This is a genomic window from Cupriavidus sp. 30B13 (assembly GCF_049059565.2).
Lineage (GTDB): Bacteria > Pseudomonadota > Gammaproteobacteria > Burkholderiales > Burkholderiaceae > Cupriavidus.
The window spans coordinates 3,126,880-3,148,236 of sequence record NZ_CP188223.1 but is presented as its reverse complement, the minus strand read 5'-3'; the positions used below and the strand labels follow the sequence as shown (position 1 = coordinate 3,148,236).

Genomic DNA, 21,357 nt, shown 5'->3' with positions numbered 1-21,357 from the left:
AGTGCAGCATCCTTACTTGAGTACGCGGTCATCGGCGTGAGGCGTTTCGGCGCAGCACGATGCGAACGGCGGATGGAGGTAAGTATGAGTGGTTGGAAAACCCTTCATCTTCCCGGTGTCGGACGGGCATTGCAGGTCCGTCTCAGACAACCGGTTCCCGGCGTGAGCGGGGCGGTGCAAGTCCGCCTCGCGCACCGGGTAGCGGGTCGCGCTTTCCGGGGCGGCCGCGCAACAGTGAAATATGCCCTGAACAGTCTCGGGGTGGTGTCGGTGGTCGCGGCGGTCTCGCTGGCGGTCAGCCAGGAATGGCGCACGGCCCTGGCCGGTGCGCTGGCCGGGGAAGAAGCGCCGGCGGTGCTCATGGAGGCCGCGGTGCCTGCCGCCTCGGCCGACGTGACCGCGGCCAAGCTCGGCCTGGCGCCGGCGCCCGTGCTGGCCAAGGCTGCGGGCCTGCCGACGGTGTCCGGCACCGACGACTGGAGCCAGCCGGCCGGCAAGGTGCCCTCCGTGGCCCACCTGGCCGCGCAGATCCCGGCGCAGCGCGTGGCGCTCGACGCCCGCAACCCGGCCACGCTCGGCAGCGCGCGCGAGCAGGCCGTGGTGGCGGACTACATCGCCCGCAAGTACCGCGTGGCGGCGCAGGCCACCGCGCAACTGGTGAAGGCCGCGTACCTGACCGGGCGCGAGGTCGGCATCGACCCGCTGCTGATCCTGGGCGTGATCGCCATCGAGTCCAGCTTCAACCCGTACGCCGAGAGCGGCGTGGGCGCGCAGGGCCTGATGCAGGTCATGACCAAGGTCCACCAGGACAAGTACGAGGCCGTGGGCGGCGTGGCAGCCGCGCTCAACCCGTATGCCAACATCAAGATCGGTGCGCTGGTGCTCAAGGACTGCATCGCCCGTGCCGGTTCGCTCGAAGGCGGCCTGAAGTTCTACGTGGGCGCGTCCAGCAATACCGACGGCGGCTATGGCGCCAAGGTGCTAGCCGAGCGGGCCCGCCTGCGCCAGCTGCCGGGCGTGCACAGCGCACCCGAGCCGGTCGCGGCCAAGCCGGAAGCCGAGGCCGACGCCAAGGCGCAGGCCCAGGCCGTGCATCGCCAGGGCACCGGCGGCGACAAGCTGGAAGCTGCCGGCAACGTGCCGAAGAGCGCCTGAGACATCGCGCCGCGCGGCCCGGCCGCGCCGGTGCGGCATGCGTGGTCCCTGCCGGTCACGCGCCAGCAAAAAAAGCACCTCTCGGGGTGCTTTTTTGCTTGCGGCGGTCCGGCGCGGGGCTCCGGGCCGCAGCCGGGCCCGGGGCCAGGTCAGGCGAAGAACTTCCGCAGCCGCGCCATGGCTTCCTCGATGTTCTCCATCGAGGTCGCGTAGGAGATGCGGATGTAGTCGCTGGCCGTGTACGGGCCGAAATCCTGGCCCGGCACCAGGACCACGCCGGCCTCGTGCAGCATGGCCTGGGTCAGGCTGTCGGCATCGCCGGCGGCCGCGTGGTTGACGCCGCGGCAATCGGCATACACATAGAAGGCGCCATCCGGCTTGACCGGCACGTGCAGGCCGAGCGACTCCAGCGCCGGCACGATGGCGTCGCGGCGGCGGCGGAACTCCGCCTTGCGCTCGTCGTAGATGGCCAGCGCCTCGGGCGTGAAGCACGCCAGCGCCGCATGCTGGGCGACGGCCGAGGCGCAGATGAACAGGTTCTGCGCCACCTTCTCGAAGGCGTCGACCAGCGCGTCGGGCACCACCAGCCAGCCCAGGCGCCATCCCGTCATGTTGAAGTACTTGGAGAAGCTGTTGACGGTGACCACGTTGTCGTCGAGGCTCAGCGCCGACACCGGCGGCGCGTCGTACGACAGGCCCTGGTAGATCTCGTCGACGATGGCGAAGCCCTGGCGGGCACGCACGGCCTGCAGGATGCGCGCGAGCTCGTCCGGCAGGATCGAGGTGCCGGTCGGATTCGAGGGCGAGGCCAGCAGCACGCCGCGGGTCTGCTCGTGCCAGTTGGCCTCGACCTGCTCGGCGGTGAGCTGGAAGCGCTCGGCCGGGCCGCTCGGGATCATCTTCGCGCGGCCGTCGAAGGCGGCCACGAAATGGCGGTTGCAGGGGTAGCTGGGGTCCGGCATCAATATCTCGGCGCCGATCTCCACCAGCACGGCGCAGGCCAGCAGCAGCGCGCCCGAGGCGCCCGCGGTGACGATCACGCGGCGCGCCGGCACGTCGATCCCGTACGCGGTCTTGTAATAGCCGGCGATGGCCTCGCGCAGCGGGGCGATGCCGAGCGCCCCGGTGTACTGGGTGGCGCCGCGGCGCATGGCCGCTTCGGCCGCCCTGATCACGGGCTCGGCCGCGGTGAAGTCAGGCTCGCCGATGCCCATGTGGATGATGTGCCGCCCGGCGCGCTCCAGTTCGGCGGCTTGCTTGGCCAGTTCCATCACGTGGAAGGCGTCGATGTGGGCGAGGCGGGAGGCGGTGGCGAGGCGCTGCAGGTCCATGGCGGATTGGGGCCCGGTCGGCCCGTTGGTCAGGGGTTGGCGCCGGCGCGCGGGCGCCGGCGCAAGTAAAAACACCCGCCGGAAGCGGGTGTCGTCGCGGCAGGGGCGCCGCCGCGCGGGCGGCGCCGGCTGCCGTGCTCAGCGTCGCGCGGCCAGTTCGGGCGCGCGCACCTGGGCGGCCAGCTTGTCCAGCACGCCGTTGACGTACTTGTAGCCTTCCACGCCGCCGAAGGTCTTGGTCAGTTCCACCGCCTCGTTGATGACCACCTTGTAGGGGATGTCGATGCAGTGGACCAGTTCGTAGCTGCCGATCAGCAGCGCGGCGCGCTCGACCGGCGACAGTTCGTCCACCGGGCGGTCGAGGAACGGCGCGAACACGCCGGTCAGCGTGCTTTCCTCGCGGATCGCGCCGTTGAGCAGCGCGTCGAAATGCTCGCGGTCGGCCTTGTTGAAGCCTTGCGCGTCATGCAGGTGGGCCTGGATGGCGCCGGTATCGTTGCGGTTCAGCAGCCACTGGTACAGGCCCTGCAGGGCGAGCTCGCGCGAGCGGCGGCGCGCGCTCTTGGGCGCTGCCTTGGGCTCGGACTTGCCTGCGGGGGCCGCGGGCTTGCCGGCCGGGATGCTGCTCTCGGGCGCGTCACTCATCGTCGTCCTCGTCTTCGTCCTCTTCCTGGCTGCGCAGCGAATCCAGCGCGGACACCAGGTTGGCCATTTCCACCGCGGCACGGGCGCAGTCGCGGCCCTTCTCGCGGGTGCGGGCATGCGCCTGGGCGTCGGTGTCGACGGTCAGGATGCCGTTGGCGATGGGCACGTTGAAGTCCAGGCCCACGCGGGTGATGCCGGCGCCCGATTCGTTCGAAACCAGCTCGAAGTGATAGGTCTCGCCGCGCACCACGGCGCCGAGCGCGATCAGCGCGTCGAACTGGCCGCTTTCGGCCATCTTCTGCAGCGCCAGCGGCACTTCCAGTGCGCCGGGCACGGTCACCACGAGGGTGTCTTCGCCTTCGATGCCCAGCTTTTCCAGCTCGGCCACGCAGGCTTCGCGCAGCTCGTCGCAGACCGGCTCGTTGAAGCGGGCCTGCACGATGCCGATACGCAGGCCTTCGCCTTCGAGGTTGCTGGGGTAGAAACCGTGATCCATCTTGTATTCTCCTGGGTTCGGTTCGCGGCCGGCGCGATCGGGAAAGGCGCGGCCGCCGGTATTCGGTATGTCGGGGGTCGGTGTATCAGTCTGCCTGGCCGCGCATGGGCTGGTAGCCGGTCACTTCCAGGTCGTAGCCGGTCATGCTCGGCATCTTCAGCGGCGAAGCCAGCACGCGCATCTTGCCCACGCCGACATCCTTGAGGATCTGCGCGCCGGTGCCGTAGGTGCGCAGGTCCGGCTTGTGGCGCGGGCGGTCCTGCGGCGCGTCCAGCGCGCAGAACTGCGCGAACAGCTGCTCGGAGCAGTCGCCGCAGTTCAGCAGCACCATCACGCCGTGCTCGGCTTCGGCAATGGCTTCGAGCGCGGCGGGCACGCTCCACGAATGCGTGGTGCGCGACACTTCCAGCAGGTCCAGCGTGGACAGCGGCTCGTGCACGCGCACCAGCGTCTCGCGGTCCGGCTGCGGCGTGCCCTTGACCAGCGCGAGGTGGGCGCGGCCGCTCGGCTTGTCGCGGTAGATGATGCTGTGGAAGGTGCCGTAGGGCGTCTGCATGCTGCGCTCGCCGGCACGCTCGACGATGCTCTCGGTGCGGCTGCGGTAATGGATCAGGTCGGCAATGGTGCCGATCTTGATGTGATGCTCGCGGGCGAACTCGATCAGGTCGGGCAGGCGCGCCATGGTGCCGTCGTCCTTCATGATCTCGCAGATCACGGCGGCCGGCGTCAGGCCCGCCAGCGCGCCCAGGTCGCAGCCGGCCTCGGTGTGGCCGGCGCGGATCAGCACGCCGCCGGGCTGCGCCGTGAGCGGGAAGATGTGGCCCGGCTGCACCAGATCGGCCGGGCGCGCATCCTTGGCCACCGCGGCCTGCACGGTGCGCGCGCGGTCGGCCGCGGAGATGCCGGTGGTCACGCCCTCGGCCGCCTCGATCGACACCGTGAAGTTGGTGCCGTGCACGGTGCCGTTGCGGCTGACCATGGGCTGCAGGTCCAGCTGGCGGCAGCGCTCAGCGGTCAGCGTCAGGCAGATCAGGCCGCGCCCGTACTTGGCCATGAAGTTGATGGCTTCCGGTGTGACGAAATCGGCAGCCAGCACCAGGTCGCCTTCATTCTCGCGGTCTTCTTCGTCGACCAGGATGACCATGCGACCGGCACGGATTTCGGCAATGATTTCTTCGGTACGGGCGATTGTCATGGGTACGGGCTGGAAGCGGGCAGGGGTTGGGGCGGAGTGCGGGTGCGCGAGTGCTTTCGGGATTCGGGCGGGGAAGGCCGGTGCCGGCCGGCCGACGCGCCACGGGCTGGCTTCCGGGAGGAAAACCGGCGGGCCGCGGCAGCGGTCTGGCCCGATATTGTACGTCAACCGCGCGCCCCAAGGCGCGCGGCGGCGATTTCCGGGCCGGCCGCCGGTGCGCCAGGCGCCGGCGGCGGGCTTTCAGGCGCTCTGCGTGGCCGGCGCGCCGGCCTCGGCGCCAAGCAGCTTCTGCGCCCGTTGCCAGACGATCTCGGCCTGGAAGGCGACCATGACGGCAATCAGCACCATCACTTCGCCAAAGCCGCCGTGGGAGGCCACGGCGCCGCCGGCCATGAACGCGACCGCGCCGAGCGCGAACTTCACGATGACCAGGCCCAGGAACAGCGCGATCGTGAGCCGCGTGCCTTGCGAGTAGACCACGTCTTGCTCTACCCACAGCGTGGTCAGCCGGCCACGCGCATAACCGACCACGGCGCTCAGTGCCAGGCCGCCCAGCAGCAGGGCCCAGGCGGCCGGCGACGCCGGCGCGTGGAAGCCGCCGGCCATGAAGCCGACGACGGCATAGATGATGGCGAGCTTGAAACGTGTCTTCCCGTCCACCTGGCAGCGGACGGTCTGGCGATACACCGCATAGCAGCACAGTGCAACGATAATCAGGAGTTGGGTGGGCGTCATGATCTCTTCCTCGTGGCTGGTTGTTGCGGAAGCCGGTGCGCTGCCGCGATGGAAACCATCGTAGAAAGGGAAAATGAGCCGAAAATGATGGCGCCCCCGCGGTGGGCGAAGGGCGCCGGCGGGACGGCTACGCGGCGTCCCTGGGCGCGCTCATCATCCGCTCCACGTAGCGCGCGATCAGGTCGATCTCCAGGTTCACGCGCGCGCCGGCCTTGAGGTCCTGCAGCGTGGTGACCTCGATGGTGTGCGGGATCAGGTTGATGGAGAAAGTGCAGCCCTGCTCGTCGTCGCTGACCTTGTTGACCGTCAGCGAGACGCCGTTGACCACCACCGAACCCTTGTAGGCCAGGTAGCGGCCCAGTTCGCGCGGGGCGCGGATGCGCAGTTCGTGGGACTCGCCCACCGGGGCGAAGTGGGTGACTTCGCCGAGGCCGTCGACGTGGCCGGACACCAGGTGGCCGCCGAGGCGGTCGGCCAGGCGCAGCGCCTTTTCCAGGTTGACGCGGCCCGGGCGGTCCAGGCCGGCGGTCTTGTCGAGCGATTCGCGCGACACATCCACGTCGAAGGCGTCGCCTTCCAGTGCGATCACCGTCATGCAGGCGCCCTGGATGGCGATGCTGTCGCCGAGGACGACGTCGGACAGGTCCAGCCCGGCGGCGCGCACCCGCAGACGCACCCCGGCGGCTGCGCCGGCGGCCAGCGGGGAAACGGTTTCGATGCGGCCGACGGCCGCGACAATGCCAGTAAACATGGTCGGTGGGAGAGGCGATGGGAAAACACGCATGCTAGCAGGTGCGCGGCCGATGCGTGTTCCCGCTCCCGTCCACCCATGCCTGCCATGCAGGCCGGCGCTGGCCGCTACGGATGGTCGGCGCGGCGGGCGATCAGGCGCAGGTCTTCGCCGACCATGCGCACGTCGTGCCAGCGGAAGGCGGCGGCATCCTGCAGGCGCGCCAGCGGCGGCAGGTTGAACATGCCTTGCGCATCGCCCAGCAGCTTGGGCGCGAGGTAGACCAGCAGCTCGTCGACGCAGTGTTCGCGGATCAGCGAGCCGTTGAGCTTGAAGCCGGCCTCCACGTGCAGCTCGTTGATGCCGCGCCGGCCCAGTTCCTCCAGCATGCGGCGCAGCTCCACCTTGCCGTGCGGGTTGGGCAGCAGCACCACCTCGGCGCCGCGGGCTTCCAGCGCGCGCCGGCGGGCGGCGTCGTCGAAGGCGCAGAACACCAGCACCGGCTTGGCGAAATCGCCGGTGTCCGGGATCAGCAGGCGCGCATCCAGCGGGATTTCAAGCCGCGAGTCCACCACCACGCGCTGCGGCTGGCGCGGCGTCTCGACGGCGCGCACGTTCAGTTGCGGATTGTCGTCGCGCACCGTGCCGATGCCGGTGAGGATGGCGCTGGCGCGCGCGCGCCAGGCATGGCCATCGTCGCGCGCCGCCTGCCCGGTGATCCACTGGCTGGTGCCGTCGTGCAGCGCGGTGCCGCCGTCGAGCGAGGCCGCCACCTTGACGCGCACCCATGGCAGGCCGCGCGTCATGCGCGAGACAAAGCCGATATTGAGTTCGCGCGCTTCCTTCTCCAGCAGGCCGCAGCGCACGTCGATGCCGGCTTCGCGCAGGCGCTGCAGGCCGCGCCCGGACACCGCGGGGTTGGGGTCTTCCATGGCGGCGACCACGCGCGCGATGCCGGCGCGCACCAGCGCATCCGCGCATGGCGGCGTGCGGCCGAAGTGGCTGCATGGCTCGAGCGTGACATAGGCGGTCGCGCCGGCCGGATCGTGGCCGTGCGCCGCCGCGTCCTTGAGCGCCTGGATTTCCGCGTGGTCCTGCCCGGCGGGCTGGGTGAAGCCCTGGCCGATGACCTTGCCGTCCTTCGACAGGACGCAGCCGACGCGCGGATTGGGCGTGGTGGTGTACATGCCTCGCGCGGCTAGCGCGAGAGCCTGTGCCATGGCTGCGTGGTCGGTATCTGAGAACATGAGGCTGGGTGGATGTCTTGCCGCGCGCGGCGCGTTGGGTGGGAATCGGTAACGGGTTCCGGAGCTCATGGCGGTTCGGCCTGGGGCGGGCCGTCGCAGTCGGCGTCCTGCCCCGGCGTGCAGATGCGGACGCGGCCGTGCGCGCCGAGCTTCAGCAGCCGTTGTTCGCCACGGCAGGTCACGGCGAAGGTGGCGGCAAGGAAACCGCCTTGCTCTGAGCGAGAGTATCCCACAGCTGTCATGCGCAGCGTATGGTTGCCTGGCGCGGTGGAGCGCAGCCCGATGCGCAGGCAGGCGTCGCGCATCTCCACCACGGCGAAGGCATGGCCGGCGTGCCCGCCCGCCGGGGCCTGCGCCGATGCCAGGCTCAGGCGCCAGCCGCGGTCCAGCGCGGCGCCGCCCGGCAACGGCGACAGGATGACGTCCTCGCGCCGGGCCACGGCGGTGGCGCGCGCCAGCGCGAGCGAGCCGGCCAGCCGGTCGGTCGCTAGTTCGACCTGATGCCGGGCCAGCAGCCGCTGCCAGGACGGCCAGGCCGCTGCCGCCAGGATGGCCAGCACGGCCAGGCAGGTCAGCAGCTCGGCCAGCGTGGCGCCGCGCCATGCGCGCCGCGGCCGGTACGGTGCCATCGTTCAGCAGGCCGCCGGCAGCGGCACCGGCGTCGCGGCGAACGGGGGTTGCGCGAGCCATTCCCCGGTGCTGCGCAGGATCAGCGTGCCGCACGGCGCATCGGGCCGCTGCGGCACGGCGCGCAGTTCGACGCAGTGCTCCAGCCCGGCGCCAGGGCATGCGCCGGCGCTGATCAGGTGGCGCGTGCGCACCGGCGGCGCCGGCACCGGGCGCGGCCACTGGCCGGCCACCAGCCCGCCGCCGGGCTCTGCCGCAAAGGTCATGGCGGCCAGCGCGTGGCGCTCCAGTTCCAGCATGCCGCCGATCAGGGCGCTGCGCGCTTCGGCGCGCCAGCCGCGCTCGACATGCCGGTGCCAGGCCGGGACGACCATGGCGGCGAGGATGGCGGCGACGGTCAGGGTCACCAGCAATTCGAGCAGGGTGAAGCCGGAAGGATGTGGCCGGCATGTCATGGGCGGTCTCCAGGTGCTGCCCGGCGCGGCGGGCGATGGTCGGAAGCGGGCGCGGCGCGCTGTCTCAGGGCACGCCCGCGCGGATCAGTTCCCGCCAGCGCAGGCGGCCGGTACGGCGGCTGGCCACGGTGCCGTCGAGCGGCGTGGCGCGGCCGGCTTCGACGGACCAGAGCGTCAGCGCCACGGTCTCGCGCGTGGCGAGGCCGGGGCGCGGTAACGGCCCGGAAGCGAGCGGCGCGCGGGCAAGGACGATGCCGGTCCCCGCGCCGACCGCGGCCGGCGGATGTCCCGGGGATTTGACGGCGGAGGCCGGGGCGCCGTCCGCCGCGCGGATCAGGTAGGCCCGCCGGCGTGCATCCGGCGTGCGCGTGACCAGCGCCAGGTGGCCCGGGTCGGCCGGAAGGATCCGTTCGAGCCGCTCGCCCGGATCATGAAGCGGCAGGCGCCAGCCGGCCGGGAGCCGCGCCTTCGCCGGGGCGGCGAGGCCGGGCACGGCGGCCACCTCGCGGCCGTTGCCGTAGACCACCAGGTGGCCGCCTGCCGCGCTGAATATCTCCGGCGCGGCGGGAATGGCCGCCATGCCGGACTGCCCGGAGGCCGTGCCGGGGCCATGCAGGCATTGGCCATCCGCGCGCCACGGCGCCGCGCCGCGCAGATCGAAGCACCAGAGCCGGCCCGCGTCGTCCACCGCATAGGCCGCCACGGCGAGGCCGGCCGCGTCGGACAGCACGGTCGCGGCGAGCAGCGCCGTGCCGGTGGCATCGCCCCCGCAGCCGGCCGCGGGCAAGCGCAGGCGCTGCGCGGCGTACTGCCCGCGCCACGGCGCGTCGGCGGGTTTGTCCAGCGGCAGCAGGGCAAGGCCTTGCGCGGCCAGCGGCACCAGCGCATACCAGCGCTGTCCGTGCGGCGCGGGCAAGGCCAGCGCACGGACCGGTCCCGAAGGCGCGAGCGGGATCTCGGCGGAGGCGGCGGTTTCCCATAGCGGCCCGGGCGGCGGTTCCGCCGCCGTATCCGTGATGTCGAGGGCGAACACGGCAGCCGGGGATTTCGCCTCTGGGCTCCCTGGCCCCGCTGCCACGCCGCATAGCAGAACCGTGCGCCAGCGTCCCGCTTCGAGCCGCACGTCGGCCGCTTCGGGATACGGGCAGGGAGGGCTGGCGGGCCCGCTGACGGGCACCGCCTGCACGGCCGGTCCGGCCAGCTGGCGGTCGCCCGGCCGGGCCGCGGCCTGGCGCGGCGCAATGCCCGGCAGGTAAGCCAGCACTTCCTCGCCGGTGCTCGCGTGGAACGCGTGCAGCAGGCCGTCGAGCGTGCCCAGCCAGACGAGGGAGGGGCGCGCCGCATGCTTCAGCGCGAAGCCGGCATGGCCGGGCCGCCCGGGCATCCACGCCGGCGGCGGCACGAGGACGGGCGCGGCGCCGGCGGGGCTGCGCGCGAGCGGCGCGCGGCGCAGCCGCGCCAGGCGCGTGGCCAGGGGCTCGTCGGTGCCGGCGCGTGCCGCGAGCAGCGTGCGCGAATCGGGGTCGCGCACGGCGAGGCGGGCGCCGGCTTCCCAGATCGGGGCCGGCAGCAGCGTGGCTTGCGCCGGCGCGGTGGCCGGCAAGGCAAGTGCGAGCAGCCTGCCGGTGCCGGGTTGCCGGCCCGGCTGCGCCACGTAAGTGAGTGCCTGCGGGGGCGCGCCGGTGCCGTCGGCGCCGCCGGCGCAAAGCGGGCCCGACAGCAGGCTGGCGAAGAGGCCGGCCAGCAGGTGGCCGTGCAGGACAGGGCGCCTCATGGCTGGAACTCGGTCTGCAGCAGCGCGCGCACCGCGCGGTCGCGTCCGGTGCCCAGCGCGGTGATGCGAAAGCGGGGCGAGGTGTCCTTGCCCGCGCCGCCGTAGACGGGCGTCAGCCATTCCCCGGGCGGGCGTTCATGCCGCAGTTCGACCACGTAGCGCGGCAAGGCCGCCGTGCCGGCGACGCCGGCCGGAAGCACCGGCAGGGCGGCGCCCGTGAATGTCCCGACGACGATGCCGGTATCCGCCTCGGACCCGCGCGCATCGAGCCAGTCGTTCCACACCGGCGGCACGCCCGGCGCCGGCCGGCAAAGCCCCCGCTGCGCGCCGTCGGCGCAGCGCCCGGGCGGCGGCCACGCGGCAAGGCGCGCGTCGGCTCCCGTGGCGCCGGCGCGCAGCGCCAGCAGCAGGTCGGCTTCGGCGTCCAGCAATGCCGCCTCCGCCGCGCGAAAGGCGATCTCGCGCTCGAGCTGGTAAGCCCCGATCTGCCGTGCCGAGAGCAGGAAATGGAAGCCGGCCGCGGTGGTGGCGGCAACCAGCAGCAGCATCGTGCCGACCAGCAGCAGCGTCGTGCTGCCCGCCGCGCGCTGACGCGCGCAGAGCGGGGAGAGTGGAGAGAGCGGGGAGGCTGTCAGCATAGCGTCTCCGTGCAGGGCGCCGGATTGCGCAGCCGCACCGAGGCGGCGAACACGCGGCGCGGTAGCGCAGGCCGCTCCGTGGGTTCGAATATCTCGCCGCCGTCCTGCGCGGGAGACGCGGGCGGGAACAGCACGAGGCCCGGCACCGGCGCGCGCTGCGGCAAGGGGCGTTCGCCGCGCAGGACCAGCGCCACCTGCACGGCCAGCACGCCGTGCCATGCCGGCATCCCGCGCCGGTTTATCTCGTCGGCGGGCAGGAACGTGTCGGGCCTGCCGTCGCCGGTGGTGTCGATGCCGTAGCGCAACTGCATCGTCTCCACGCCCCGCACCAGCGTGCCGGAGGTCCAGCTTCCTGCCTGCGCCTGTCCGTCGCGCCGGCTGGCATAGCGGCACAGCAACTGCGGCTCGCCGTCGGCGCCGCTGGCCACGTAGAGCAAGTTGGTGCCCGCATACGGCGTGTCCGCCCCGGCGCCGGCATCGCCCGCGCCTTGCGCTGCCAGCGCATAGCCGCTGCAGTCCACCATGGTCCGGTCCGGCAGCGCGGGCTGCTGCTCGCGCCCGCTGCCGCTGAAGCGCACCAGCAGCGCATCGCTGCCGTTGACGCCGCGGCGCGCGCAGGTCGGGGCCGCGCCGATGCCCGGCTGCCCGCAGTCGTCGCGGCCCGATACGGCGGGCGGCGCCTGCGCCGGCATGGCCGCCGCGGCCGGCAGCCAGCCGCCATGGCGGATCAGCCGCGTGACCACCGCGAGCGCGTGCTGCCCCCGCTCCTCCAGCAGCACAAGATCGACGGCGGTGCGGTAGGCGGCGTGGACCGCATGAAAGGACGAAGCCGCCAGCGCGCTCACGAGCAGGCCCAGCACGAGGCCGGTCATCAGCTCGACCAGCGTGAAGCCTTGCCCGCGCCGGCGCCGGGCAGTACCGCTACCCGCGCTTCTCATGGCCGGATCCACAGGGCAATGGTGCGCAGGGCGGCGCTGCCGCCAGCGTCGCCGGCGCGCCCGGGCCAGGCGGGCAGCGGGCCGGCCACCGCCAGCCTCGGGCCCCCCACGCAGGCCGGCGCGCCGTCTTCGCCGGCCGCGGAAGCGAGCGAATCGCACAGGCGCAGGTGTAGCCGCCCCGCGTCGGCGCGCGCCTGCTGCAGGGCCAGCACTTGTCCCGGCGCCTCCAGTTCCGCCAGCTCGGCGCCCGCGCGCGTGGCATGGCCCAGCGCTTCGTAGTGGCGCACGGTCCCCAGCGCCAGGGGTGCGAGCGCGGCGAGCGGAAGGAGCCCGATGCCCAGCACCGCGAGCGCGGCGAGGGCTTCGATCAGGAGGTAGCCGCGGCGCATGGCGCGCGGAGGCGGGCGGTGGGCTTGGCGGCCTGAACGGCCTGGTCGCGGCGGCATGGCAATCTCGCGTGGCAGGGGATTGCCTGACGATAGCCGCGCCGCGGGGCCGGAAATGTTCCAGATTGTGGAGACCGGCGGTGGAGAATTCTCAAAATCGCCGATCCACGCCGGCCGCGCCCGACGCGCCGGTGCCGAACCGATACCCGTGTACCGCCGCCGGCGTACTTCGCTCCATCCGGACGGGACGCCGTCCTACCAGCAGTCCTGCGTGCTCCCCGTGCTGGCGGGCGACTTGTTGTTGAGAGAGTCGATCGTCATCTGGCCGCATGCCGCGTCGGCCTTCACCGCGTTCGCGGTCAGCGCGTAGGAGCTGCCGATGCCCGCTCCGCCCGCGGCGATCGAGATGAGGTAGGCGCTGGATCCGCAGCTGTCGCCGGACAGTACGGTGCTGGTGCCGGGGCAGGTCGGCAACTGCAATGCGGCCGGATCGGTGGTGTACGCGTTGTTGACGGTGAAGTACCGCTCCAGCGCGCCCTGTACCCGCAGCAGCGCGGCCTTGCCCTCGGTGCGCCGCGCGCGCAGCACGTATTGCGAGTAGTTGGGGATGGCGACCGCGGCCAGGATGCCGACGATGGCCACCGTCGCCATCAGCTCTATCAGCGTGAAGCCATGGCGCCGCCGCGGCAGGGTCGAGTGGGTCATGTGCTTGTTGCTCCTGTTGCTCCTGGTGCTCGTATTGCCATGCTGCGCGTCAATGCAGGATTTCGCGCCACGTCAGGCGGCCGGTGGGGCTGCCCGCGCTTTCGGACACCGTTTCCTGGTTGCCGCTGGTGCCGGTCAGGAACTTGCATTCCTTGTTCTGTCCGCATCGGGTCACGGTCGGCGTGGGCGTGACGCCGACGGTGGACTGGCGCCCGCCGACGTATTGCTGGCCGCCGTTGCCGGCGCTGCCGTTCACCATGTCGCGCGGGTCGAAGTAGCCATCGTTGTTGACGTCGAACGGCGAGACGGGAAGCCGGCCGCCGGATATCGCGCTGAGTTCCATCAGCCAGCTCGTGCCGCCGTTGGCGCACAGGTCGCCGGACGGGATCAGCGTGGAGAACACGATGCGGTTGCCGCGGATCTGCGGGTTGTAGACCACGCGCTCGCCCTGGGCGGGCAGCGCCGGGGAGAGCAGGTTCAGGTACCAGCCGCTGGTCGCGCCCGACGGGGAGTACGTCACGGAATTCTGGCTGACGAGCCGGTACGCATAGCCGTTGAGCGAGATCTCCTGGGTGATGGCCTGCGCGACCAGGTTGGTGCGCGACACGGTGGCGGGGCTCGCGCTGTCGCGGTCCCAGATGCCGTAGAAGCTCTGCAGGCTCATGTCGGCCGGGTCGCTGGTGTCCACGTAGCGGCCGGTGCCGAACAGCACCATGTAGCCGCCGGCCGGATTGCGCATCACGTCCACCGACGAGGTGATCGGCTGGCGCTTGCCGCCGTCGTCGGTGGCCACGAACAGCAGCGAGCGGGAGCTGTCCTGGGCCCAGGCGGCCGGACCGCCGGCCTTGCGCAGGTCGAACTTCCACAGGTTGCCGAGCAGGTCGCCGGCATAGAGGATGTCCGTGATGCCGTCGCCGTTGACGTCGGCCGGGAAGACCTGCGCGATGCCGTTGGCCGCGGTGGCGGTGCCGTCGTCGACCGACAGCTTCAGGTAGTCGGTGCCCTGCACCCAGCTTTTGGAGCCGGCCGGGCGGTCCAGGAACACGATGTAGATGTGCCCCTTGCCGGCGGTGCTGTTGAAGCCGTTGCCGAACACTGCCGCCCACTTGCCGTTGGCCAGCTTGACGATGGCGGGCTGGCCGAATGTGTAGCCGAGGTCGGCGTCGCTGTTGCTGGTGAACTCCCACAGCACGGTGCTGGCCGCCGTGCCTTCGGCGATCGCTTCGGGATCGGTCACGTCCAGCGCGTAGATGCCCTTGCCGCCCGCGCCCAGGCCGCCCACCAGCACTGTCTTCCAGCTGTTGTTGACCAGCGCGTCGCCGGCGGCGGGGGTGCCGTCGACGTAGTAGGCGTGGGTGTAGCCGGTATCGGTCAGTTTGGCCAGCGTGCCGTACAGCGGCGACGGCACGTAGGCGAACAGTTCCTTGCCGGCGTCGGAGCCGGCGTCCGTGCTGGGGTTGGCGGAGAAGGCGTGCAGCATGCCGTCGTTGGCGCCGACGTACAGCATCGGCTTGCGGTTGCGCTTGTTGGCGACGAAGGCCGCGTAGCCGATGTCGGCCAGGCCGGCATTGGGCGCGCCGACATACTGCGGGCTGGAGTTGACGATGTCGCCCAGCAGCGTGTTGGGCCGCACGCGGAACTTGCCCTGGGCGTCGCCTTCGTTGCTCTGGTCGCCGCGCAGCCAGTTCAGGCGCGCCTGGCCCTGGGCGTCGGTGAGGTTGAGCGCGGTCTGGTATGCCGAAGGCAGATTGCCCCAGCGGAACGGGATGCCGCTGCCGGCCGCGCTGTCGTAGGACAGGATCTTGCGGTTGTTGGCGACGGCGCCCTTGAGCAGCAGCCCCGCGTCCCACAGCGCGGGATTCTGCAGCACGCCATTCAGGTCGACCGCGTAGGCCAGCAGCTGGCCGGACCAGTCGGTGCCGTTGAAGCGGGCCTGGTAGATGCGCGAGCCCGTGGTCAGCGACGACGAGTTGGTCGCCACCGACGCGGCCGACGAGGTCTGGAGGATGGACAGGAACGCGCGCTCCAGCGCCGCCGAGAGCGCGCCCGGGTTGGTGGCGTAGAAGTAGTTGTCGGGCAGGCCGTCGGCACCGCCGCTGCCGTCGGACAGCCGCACGTCCCACTCGGAGACCTGGTCCGGCGTGTTCGAGCCGTTCAGGTCCTTGAAGCCGCCCCACTTCGCCGCGTAGTACAGCGGGTCCAGGAACTGCGAGCCGCTCTTGCCGTTGGCGGTGTAGGTGACGCTGGTTTCCGGGTCGCCCAGCACGCAGTTGCTGCAGCCGCCGCTGGCGTTGAGCTGCGAGCCGGACGGCGTCACCGTGACGTTGGCCGGATCGGTGTAGCTGAAGCCCAGGATGCCGGAGTGGAAGTGCGTGCCGTCCTTGTTGGTGCCGGAGACCGCGTAGCCGAAGCCCTGCCCGTTGGAGGTGGACGCGGAGACCACCTTGGTCGAGATCTTGATGGTGTCGCCGCTGACGCTGTAGGTCAGCGTGCCCCACACGTCCTGGTCGTAGTCGCCGCCCGCGATGGAGTCTTCCCAGTTGACGTAGAACTTGCCGCTGGTGGCGGTCTGGTAGATGACCTTGAAGTCCACCAGCGTGCCGTTGCTGGGCGTGACGCCGCTCGGGTGCAACTGGTAGGACGGCATGATGGTGACCGTCTTGCCGTTCACGTTGACGCTGATCTTGGGCGTGGTGGTGGCAAGCTGCACCGCGTAGGTCGAGACCTTCAGCGATTTCTGGTCGCCGTCCGGCACGCCCAGCGCCTTTCCGTCGCGGATCCGGTTCATGTGGGCGAACAGCGCGGCGCCGGCGATCTGGAACGTGCCTTTCTGCGACGGGCCTTCGGGGCAGATGCCGAGCACGTCGCTGAACTTGGAGACCGCCTTGGCCGAGCACATGTTGTCGATCACCGAGCCCACGCCGCCGGCGAACCATGTCGCAGTGCCGTCGACGCCTTCGCCGGCGCCCACCTTGTCGGTCCAGGGGCTGACGCTGCCGGTGGTGTTGAGGTCGGAGAACTTGTCGAGCTGGTCGCCGTCGTAGGAGGTGACGCTGGAGTTGAACACGAGCGCGTTCAGCGGCGAGCAGTAGGGCGCCTTGCCGGGGTTGGTGGCGGGCAGGTCGAGCGGGTTCGCCCAGCCCGGATTGGTGAGGTTGAGCGTGGCGTCCTTGCCATTGCCGCTGGCGGCAAAGCGGCTGTCCGGCGACTTGCCCGCGAAGTAGCGCAACGTTTCGAGATAGATCTCGGAGATCGGGTTGCCCCAGGTGGAGCAGTTGCCTTCATTGGCAGGCTGGTTCTGCGAGGTGCTGCCGCCGCTCGAGACGATGCCGGTCTGCTGGTAGTTGCACTTGTCCGCGTTGACGTAGCTGCCGTCGCCGTAGTTGTACCCGTACGGGCGCAGGTGGTCGATGTTCCAGACGATGCCCTTGACGGCGTTGTTGCCGGAGAACAGGAAGGTGCCGTTGTCCGGGTTGATCTCCTGCGCGAAATTGGTCACGTTCCGGCGCAGCACGCCGCCCGAGATGTTCTTGTCGTAGGTGCCGGTCATCAGGCCGAACAGCATCTGCCCGGTCTCGCCGTACTTCTGCAGCAGCCCGTAGGGCTTGTAGGTGGTGCCGTACTGCTTGCAGTTCTCGGTGCCGATCAGGCCCGCCACGCAGACCTGCACGCGCGCGTTGAAGGTGCCGGTGGCCTGGCCGGAGCCGAGGCCGCGCGCCGTTTGATCGGGATTCTCGGCGGACGAGTTGATGCCCGAGACCGCGGCCCGGTTGCCGTTGGAGGAGCCGGTGACGGAGACGTTGTTGTTGCCGACCTTGATCGACGGCAGGAACGATCCCTGCGTGTTGCTGGCCTCGCTGAACCAGTTGCACTGGTACTTCTCGCTGGCGCCCCACGTGGCATAGTTGCCCTTGACCACGCGCAGCACCGGCGCCTGCGTGTTGGTCTGCGAGTTGGTGCTGCCGGATCCGGGCGTGACGTTGCAGATGGTCAGGCCGCCGCGGGTCAGGTTCTTGACCGACCACGACGAATAGGTGGCGCCGGTGCCCTTGGGATCGGACACGCCGTCCGGGTAGATGGCCACGCTGACCTGCTGGCTGCCGCTGGTGGCGGTCACCCAGCCGGTCAGCGTGGTGTTGGCCTGGGCCCCGGAGTCCTTCGCCGTGAACTGGAGCTGGTCGCCCTTCTGTATGCCGGTGTTGGAGTTCAGGCTGACGGTGATGACGTTGGCCCGCATCTGGATGTTGCTTCCCGACGTCACGGTGCCGATGTCGGACATCAGTTCCACGTCGCTGAACGGCACCAGCTTCCGGATGTCGGCGTCGTTGTTGTAGTACTTGGCCCAGGCGTGCGCGTCCATCGGCAGGAAGGCGCGTTCGAGCACGGTGGCGCTGGCGGTGTCGGTCGAGCGCGTGCCGCCATAGAGGATCTTGCGCACCTCGTCGATCCGGCTCATGGTGGCCCAGTTCAGGAAATTGCCGCTCCAGGTGGTGCCGTCGCAGTACTTGGTGGTGGTGACGGCGCTGGGCACGAAGCCCTTGATCGTGCTGTTGTCGTAGCCGTAGCACTTGTACGAGTCGAAGTACCCCGCGTAGTCGATGGCGTTGTTGTACGTGGTGTCGAGCGCGCCGTCGTTGTTCAGGTCGGTGTAGTCGTTGTACGCCTTCTGGTGCAGCGAATGGTCCTTGGACAGGTCGATCATCACCATCGGCGGGACGTTGCCGCCGGCATAGAGCGGGCGCGCGGCCAGGTTCAGCTGGGCGGCGGACGCCGAGGCGAGCGCGAGCAGGAACGACACTGCCAGCAGCACGCGCTGCAGGCGGCCGACGGGACGGCCGAGGAGGCTGCCAAGGATGTGCTGGGTCATGGTGGGCCCGACAGGTAAGGTGACAGGTAAGGAGACACGTAAGGGTCGCGGGTACTGCTCAGAAACGGACAACTTCCTGCACCGTGACCTTGGTGGCGGGATTGGCGCCATAGCCAAGCGCGGTCACGCGGAAGACATATTGCGTAGCACCGGCGCGCAGGCTGCCTTCTGCGATGTCCGGGATCGATTCGATGATGTAGCGCGGCTGCTGCGACACGCCGCCCGACTTGTTGTCGGCCGCCAGCGGCATCTTCTGGCTCGCGCTCAGGTTGGTGATCTCGCCGAGCGCGACCGAGCGGCTGGTGTCCTCCAGGTACAGGTCCCAGACCTGGCTGCCGCTGTCGGCGGGGACGCAGAAGCCCTTGTAGCCCTGGATGTCGCAGGTCGGCGAGGCGCCCGTGCGCCCGGACAGGCTGCGCACCGTGCTGATGTCGTTGCGCGCGTCCCGCAGCGCGGCTTCGGCGGCCTGCAGCGCGATGTTCTGGTCGCGCGAGTTGCGGGCCATGCGTTCGGAAGACAGGCTCGTCAGGCTGGCTGCCACGCCGAGCAGCGTCAGGATGATGAGAAACAGCAGCACCATCACCAGCGAGATGCCGCGCTGCGCCCGGCGTGCTGGCAGTGGGGCAGGAGCGGAGCGGCGGAGCGGGGTGGGGAGACGCATCTCGGTGCCTAGTTCAGTCGGTTGCGGACAGCGATGTAGAAGCTGATGTGCTTGCGCAGGCGGCCGTCGTCCGGCAGCACGGCGACGCTGCCGGCGTCGCCGGCCGGCGCGTTGTCGGCGGCGGCGTAGCCCTTGCCGAAGTGGTTCAGCGTGAACGAGGCCGGCTTGGGGTTGGAGCGCGCGGCGCCGCGCAGCACCATCGAGATGCGCAGGGCCCGCACGTTGCCCATGGTCGCGGCGCCGGGCGGGACGTAGCGGTTGATGGTCTCGTCGCCGTCGGTGTCCTCGCCCAGCAGCACCTGGAAGAACTCGACCCCGGAGAACAGCGGCGTGGCGGCGCCGTTGACCGTGCATTGCAGCCACGGCGTGCCGGCGGCATCGTTGACCACGGAGAAGGTTTCCACGGTTTCGAAGTTGCCGTTGACGTTCTCGCCCAGGCAATTCACCGCCGAGCCGTCGGCCACGGGGGCGCCGGCTTCCGAAGCGCTCTTGGCAGGGTCGCCGCCGGCCTTGGACGAGCCGAAGTAGCGGAACGTCACGCTGTCGCTGGTGTTGACGCCGTCGTCGTTGGTGGCGTCGAGCGGATTCGCCGCGCCGAAGTCGTTGCTGTAATAGGTGAAGTCGCTGTAGCCGGCCTGCCGCGCCTCGCGCTGCAGGAGCTGGCCGATGGCGCGCGCGTTGGCCTGGATGTCGGCCACGTCGCCCTGCGTGTCGTAGGAGCGCCGTTGCGCCAGGTAGACCGAACTGGTGGCGATCATCAGCAGCATCGCGATGACGAGGCCGACCATCAGCTCCACCAGCGTGAAGCCGCCGGTGCTGGCGGGCCGGGGATGGCGGCGCGGGCGCGGGGTCGATGGGGTCATGGCACGAGCGCGGTGACGAAGAGTTGGCTGGCGCCCTTGTCCTCGTGCCACCAGATCTTGATGACATAGGGCGCGCCGGGCTGGTTGTCGCAGGCCGGCGCGGCCGGCCCGGTGCCGTCGTTGGGCGTGCTGTCGACGCAGACGGTGCCGGTGCCCCCCGGCAGCGCGGCGGCGACGTCCTCGGTCCAGTCCTGGAAGCTGCTGCGGGCCATCGCGTCCGTCGAGCAGCCCGCCGCCGTATAGCAGGCGGGCGTGCTCTGCGCCGTCGGCAGGTTGTACGTGCCGGCCTTGGTCGCGATCTCGTTGCTGCGGATCTGGTCGGCGAGGTTGTAGGCCATCACGGTGGCGATGTTGCGCATCGAGGCCGTGCGGTTGTCGATCAGCGTGTGCATCTGGAGCACGGTCAGGGCCAGCACGCCGATCGACAGGATGACCAGCGTGACCAGCGCCTCGATCAGCGTGAAGCCGCGGGTCCGGCCGGGCTGGCGGCGCGTCGGGCGCATGGCGGCGGGGAAAGCGTTCCGGCTCATGGCGTCACGACGCACTGCAGGCGGCTTGCCGGGAGCCGGCGCGGCCGGTGCCGGTCAGCGACACCGTCAGCCCGTCGTTTGCCGAGCCGTGCTCGCAGAATTGCCAGGCGGCATTGGGCGGCGTCGACGCACCGAACGAGCGGAACCGCACCACGGTGCCGGAAGGAATGTTGCTGGCGACGATCGCGGTCCGGGCGGTCGGCGCATCGCTGTTGCGGATGACCTCTTCGCCGGCGCCGATCTGGCCGTCGTTGTCGGCGTCCACGAAGATGACGCGGCGCCTGGACCAGTCGTCCGTGCAGCTGGCGCCGTCCATGGTCGGGCAGATGGTGACGGTGGCGTTGCGCCGTGCCGCCTCGCTGCGCGCGGTCTCGATATCGCTGACCAGCCTGGACGACTCGCTCGTTATCCGGCTGCGATGAAGAAAGGAGCTGAAGTTCGGTATGGCCGCCGCCGCCAGGATGGCCAGCACGGACAACGCCACCATCAGTTCGATGAGGGTGAAGCCGCCCGGGCGGCAGGGAGCGGGCCGATTGCGCGGATGACGCAGGGCAGAGGGCGCGGCAGCCGCATCCCGGAAACAGGGGCGTGAGCCGGCCAGCGCCGTCCGCTTGCCGCACGGCGCTTTCCCCGGTGCCCACAATGGCCTGGCGCGCGCACGCGTCGCCAAGCCCGCTGCCGCCTGGCAGGAAGGCTGACCCATAGTGACTCCCGTCCGAAAAACTGTTCTTATCTGTTCTTATTCTTAGCTGGCGTACCTCGCCTCTGCGGGCGAGTCGACCGTACCTTCCACACCGCGCCAGATGATATCCGGCGCAGATTAAAGGTAGTGCAGATTAAACAGCTTTCCTCGGAGTTCGGCTACCCCTTCCGAGGGGTAGACGCGGAAAACTCGTCGAGCATGTCGCGGAATTCAGACACGTCCTCGAAACTCCGGTACACGGAGGCGAAGCGGATATAGGCAATCTTGTCGAGCCGGCGCAGCTCGCGCATGACCAGTTCGCCCACCTGGCTGCTGGGGATTTCCTTTTCCCCCAGGCCGAGCAGCCGTTCCTCGATGCGGGAAATGGCGTCGTCGATGGCTTCGGCCGAGACCGGGCGCTTGCGCAGCGCCAGGCGCATGGAGTCCTTCAGCTTGTCGCGCACGTAGTCGGCGCGCGAGCCGTTCTTCTTGACGATGGCGGGGAAGGAGCGCTCGATCCGCTCATAGGTGGTGAAGCGGCGGTCGCAGGATTCGCAGCGGCGGCGGCGGCGCACGGTATCGCCTTCTTCCGACATGCGCGTGTCCAGGACCTGCGTGTTGGGATGGGCGCAAAAGGGGCATTTCATGCCTGACCACCTTCAAAGTTTGAGCCTGGGCGCAGGCTGCGCGGGGCAGC

21 protein-coding genes are annotated in these 21,357 nt (G+C 70.4%); 1 reads left to right on the top strand and 20 read right to left on the bottom strand.

Features of this window, described 5'->3' with window-relative positions; translation table 11 throughout:
- Nucleotides 1-84: 84 nt before the first annotated feature.
- Nucleotides 85-1,155 carry a transglycosylase SLT domain-containing protein gene (locus tag ACKI2N_RS14515; RefSeq protein WP_420993349.1) on the top strand — a complete coding sequence of 357 codons (1,071 nt, stop codon included), beginning with the start codon at nucleotides 85-87 and terminating at the stop codon, nucleotides 1,153-1,155.
- Nucleotides 1,156-1,304: 149 nt separating this feature from the next.
- On the opposite strand, the gene ACKI2N_RS14510 is transcribed toward ACKI2N_RS14515, so the two are convergent.
- The 20 genes from ACKI2N_RS14510 to nrdR all read right to left on the bottom strand — a co-directional run bounded on the left by ACKI2N_RS14510 (nucleotide 1,305) and on the right by nrdR (nucleotide 21,307).
- Nucleotides 1,305-2,486 (bottom strand): pyridoxal phosphate-dependent aminotransferase, encoded by a 1,182-nt coding sequence (locus ACKI2N_RS14510; protein WP_420993348.1) that lies wholly within the window; start codon nucleotides 2,484-2,486, stop codon nucleotides 1,305-1,307.
- Nucleotides 2,487-2,624: 138 nt separating this feature from the next.
- Nucleotides 2,625-3,131: a transcription antitermination factor NusB gene (nusB, locus tag ACKI2N_RS14505; protein ID WP_420993347.1), complete on the bottom strand. Its 507-nt coding sequence runs from the start codon at nucleotides 3,129-3,131 to the stop codon at nucleotides 2,625-2,627.
- Complete coding sequence (gene ribH / locus ACKI2N_RS14500; RefSeq protein ID WP_420993346.1) at nucleotides 3,124-3,627, bottom strand: 6,7-dimethyl-8-ribityllumazine synthase; 504 nt, start codon at nucleotides 3,625-3,627, stop codon at nucleotides 3,124-3,126. Before ribH ends, nusB begins: the two co-directional genes overlap by 8 nt.
- A gap of 85 nt (nucleotides 3,628-3,712) precedes the next feature.
- A complete protein-coding gene (gene ribBA, locus ACKI2N_RS14495) occupies nucleotides 3,713-4,822 on the bottom strand; it encodes a bifunctional 3,4-dihydroxy-2-butanone-4-phosphate synthase/GTP cyclohydrolase II (RefSeq protein ID WP_420993345.1) in 1,110 nt (369 codons plus the stop codon).
- 240 nt (nucleotides 4,823-5,062) lie between these two features.
- Nucleotides 5,063-5,557 (bottom strand): hypothetical protein, encoded by a 495-nt coding sequence (locus ACKI2N_RS14490; RefSeq protein ID WP_420993344.1) that lies wholly within the window; start codon nucleotides 5,555-5,557, stop codon nucleotides 5,063-5,065.
- Nucleotides 5,558-5,684: 127 nt separating this feature from the next.
- The gene (locus tag ACKI2N_RS14485) at nucleotides 5,685-6,308 is read right to left on the bottom strand and encodes a riboflavin synthase (protein WP_420993343.1); all 624 of its coding nucleotides are present in this window, start codon (nucleotides 6,306-6,308) and stop codon (nucleotides 5,685-5,687) included.
- Nucleotides 6,309-6,415: 107 nt separating this feature from the next.
- On the bottom strand, nucleotides 6,416-7,534 hold the full coding sequence (gene ribD, locus ACKI2N_RS14480; protein ID WP_420993342.1) for a bifunctional diaminohydroxyphosphoribosylaminopyrimidine deaminase/5-amino-6-(5-phosphoribosylamino)uracil reductase RibD: 1,119 nt from the start codon (nucleotides 7,532-7,534) through the stop codon (nucleotides 6,416-6,418).
- Nucleotides 7,535-7,599: 65 nt separating this feature from the next.
- Nucleotides 7,600-8,163, bottom strand: coding sequence for a pilus assembly FimT family protein (locus tag ACKI2N_RS14475; RefSeq protein ID WP_420993341.1), 564 nt, complete (start codon nucleotides 8,161-8,163; stop codon nucleotides 7,600-7,602).
- Nucleotides 8,164-8,166: 3 nt separating this feature from the next.
- On the bottom strand, nucleotides 8,167-8,616 hold the full coding sequence (locus tag ACKI2N_RS14470; protein WP_420993340.1) for a type IV pilin protein: 450 nt from the start codon (nucleotides 8,614-8,616) through the stop codon (nucleotides 8,167-8,169).
- Nucleotides 8,617-8,680: 64 nt separating this feature from the next.
- A complete protein-coding gene (locus tag ACKI2N_RS14465; RefSeq protein ID WP_420993339.1) occupies nucleotides 8,681-10,390 on the bottom strand; it encodes a pilus assembly protein PilY in 1,710 nt (569 codons plus the stop codon).
- Nucleotides 10,387-11,028 (bottom strand): pilus assembly protein, encoded by a 642-nt coding sequence (locus ACKI2N_RS14460; RefSeq protein WP_420993338.1) that lies wholly within the window; start codon nucleotides 11,026-11,028, stop codon nucleotides 10,387-10,389. Before ACKI2N_RS14460 ends, ACKI2N_RS14465 begins: the two co-directional genes overlap by 4 nt.
- On the bottom strand, nucleotides 11,022-11,966 hold the full coding sequence (locus ACKI2N_RS14455) for a PilW family protein (protein ID WP_420993337.1): 945 nt from the start codon (nucleotides 11,964-11,966) through the stop codon (nucleotides 11,022-11,024). Before ACKI2N_RS14455 ends, ACKI2N_RS14460 begins: the two co-directional genes overlap by 7 nt.
- The gene (locus ACKI2N_RS14450) at nucleotides 11,963-12,355 is read right to left on the bottom strand and encodes a hypothetical protein (protein WP_420993336.1); all 393 of its coding nucleotides are present in this window, start codon (nucleotides 12,353-12,355) and stop codon (nucleotides 11,963-11,965) included. Before ACKI2N_RS14450 ends, ACKI2N_RS14455 begins: the two co-directional genes overlap by 4 nt.
- Nucleotides 12,356-12,607: 252 nt before the next feature.
- The gene (locus ACKI2N_RS14445; protein ID WP_420993335.1) at nucleotides 12,608-13,057 is read right to left on the bottom strand and encodes a type IV pilin protein; all 450 of its coding nucleotides are present in this window, start codon (nucleotides 13,055-13,057) and stop codon (nucleotides 12,608-12,610) included.
- A gap of 49 nt (nucleotides 13,058-13,106) precedes the next feature.
- The gene (locus tag ACKI2N_RS14440; protein ID WP_420993334.1) at nucleotides 13,107-17,924 is read right to left on the bottom strand and encodes a pilus assembly protein; all 4,818 of its coding nucleotides are present in this window, start codon (nucleotides 17,922-17,924) and stop codon (nucleotides 13,107-13,109) included.
- Nucleotides 17,925-17,982: 58 nt separating this feature from the next.
- Nucleotides 17,983-18,585 carry a pilus assembly PilX family protein gene (locus ACKI2N_RS14435; protein WP_420993333.1) on the bottom strand — a complete coding sequence of 201 codons (603 nt, stop codon included), beginning with the start codon at nucleotides 18,583-18,585 and terminating at the stop codon, nucleotides 17,983-17,985.
- 8 nt (nucleotides 18,586-18,593) lie between these two features.
- Nucleotides 18,594-19,448, bottom strand: coding sequence for a PilW family protein (locus ACKI2N_RS14430; protein WP_420993332.1), 855 nt, complete (start codon nucleotides 19,446-19,448; stop codon nucleotides 18,594-18,596).
- Nucleotides 19,445-19,978, bottom strand: a complete 534-nt coding sequence (gene pilV, locus ACKI2N_RS14425) for a type IV pilus modification protein PilV (protein ID WP_420993331.1) — start codon at nucleotides 19,976-19,978, stop codon at nucleotides 19,445-19,447. The genes ACKI2N_RS14430 and pilV overlap by 4 nt, the downstream gene beginning before the upstream one ends.
- A 4-nt stretch (nucleotides 19,979-19,982) precedes the next feature.
- On the bottom strand, nucleotides 19,983-20,681 hold the full coding sequence (locus ACKI2N_RS14420) for a GspH/FimT family pseudopilin (RefSeq protein WP_420993330.1): 699 nt from the start codon (nucleotides 20,679-20,681) through the stop codon (nucleotides 19,983-19,985).
- A 158-nt stretch (nucleotides 20,682-20,839) separates the two neighbouring features.
- Entirely contained in the window at nucleotides 20,840-21,307 is a 468-nt protein-coding gene (gene nrdR / locus ACKI2N_RS14415) for a transcriptional regulator NrdR (RefSeq protein ID WP_420993329.1), read from the bottom strand.
- Nucleotides 21,308-21,357: the final 50 nt, after the last annotated feature.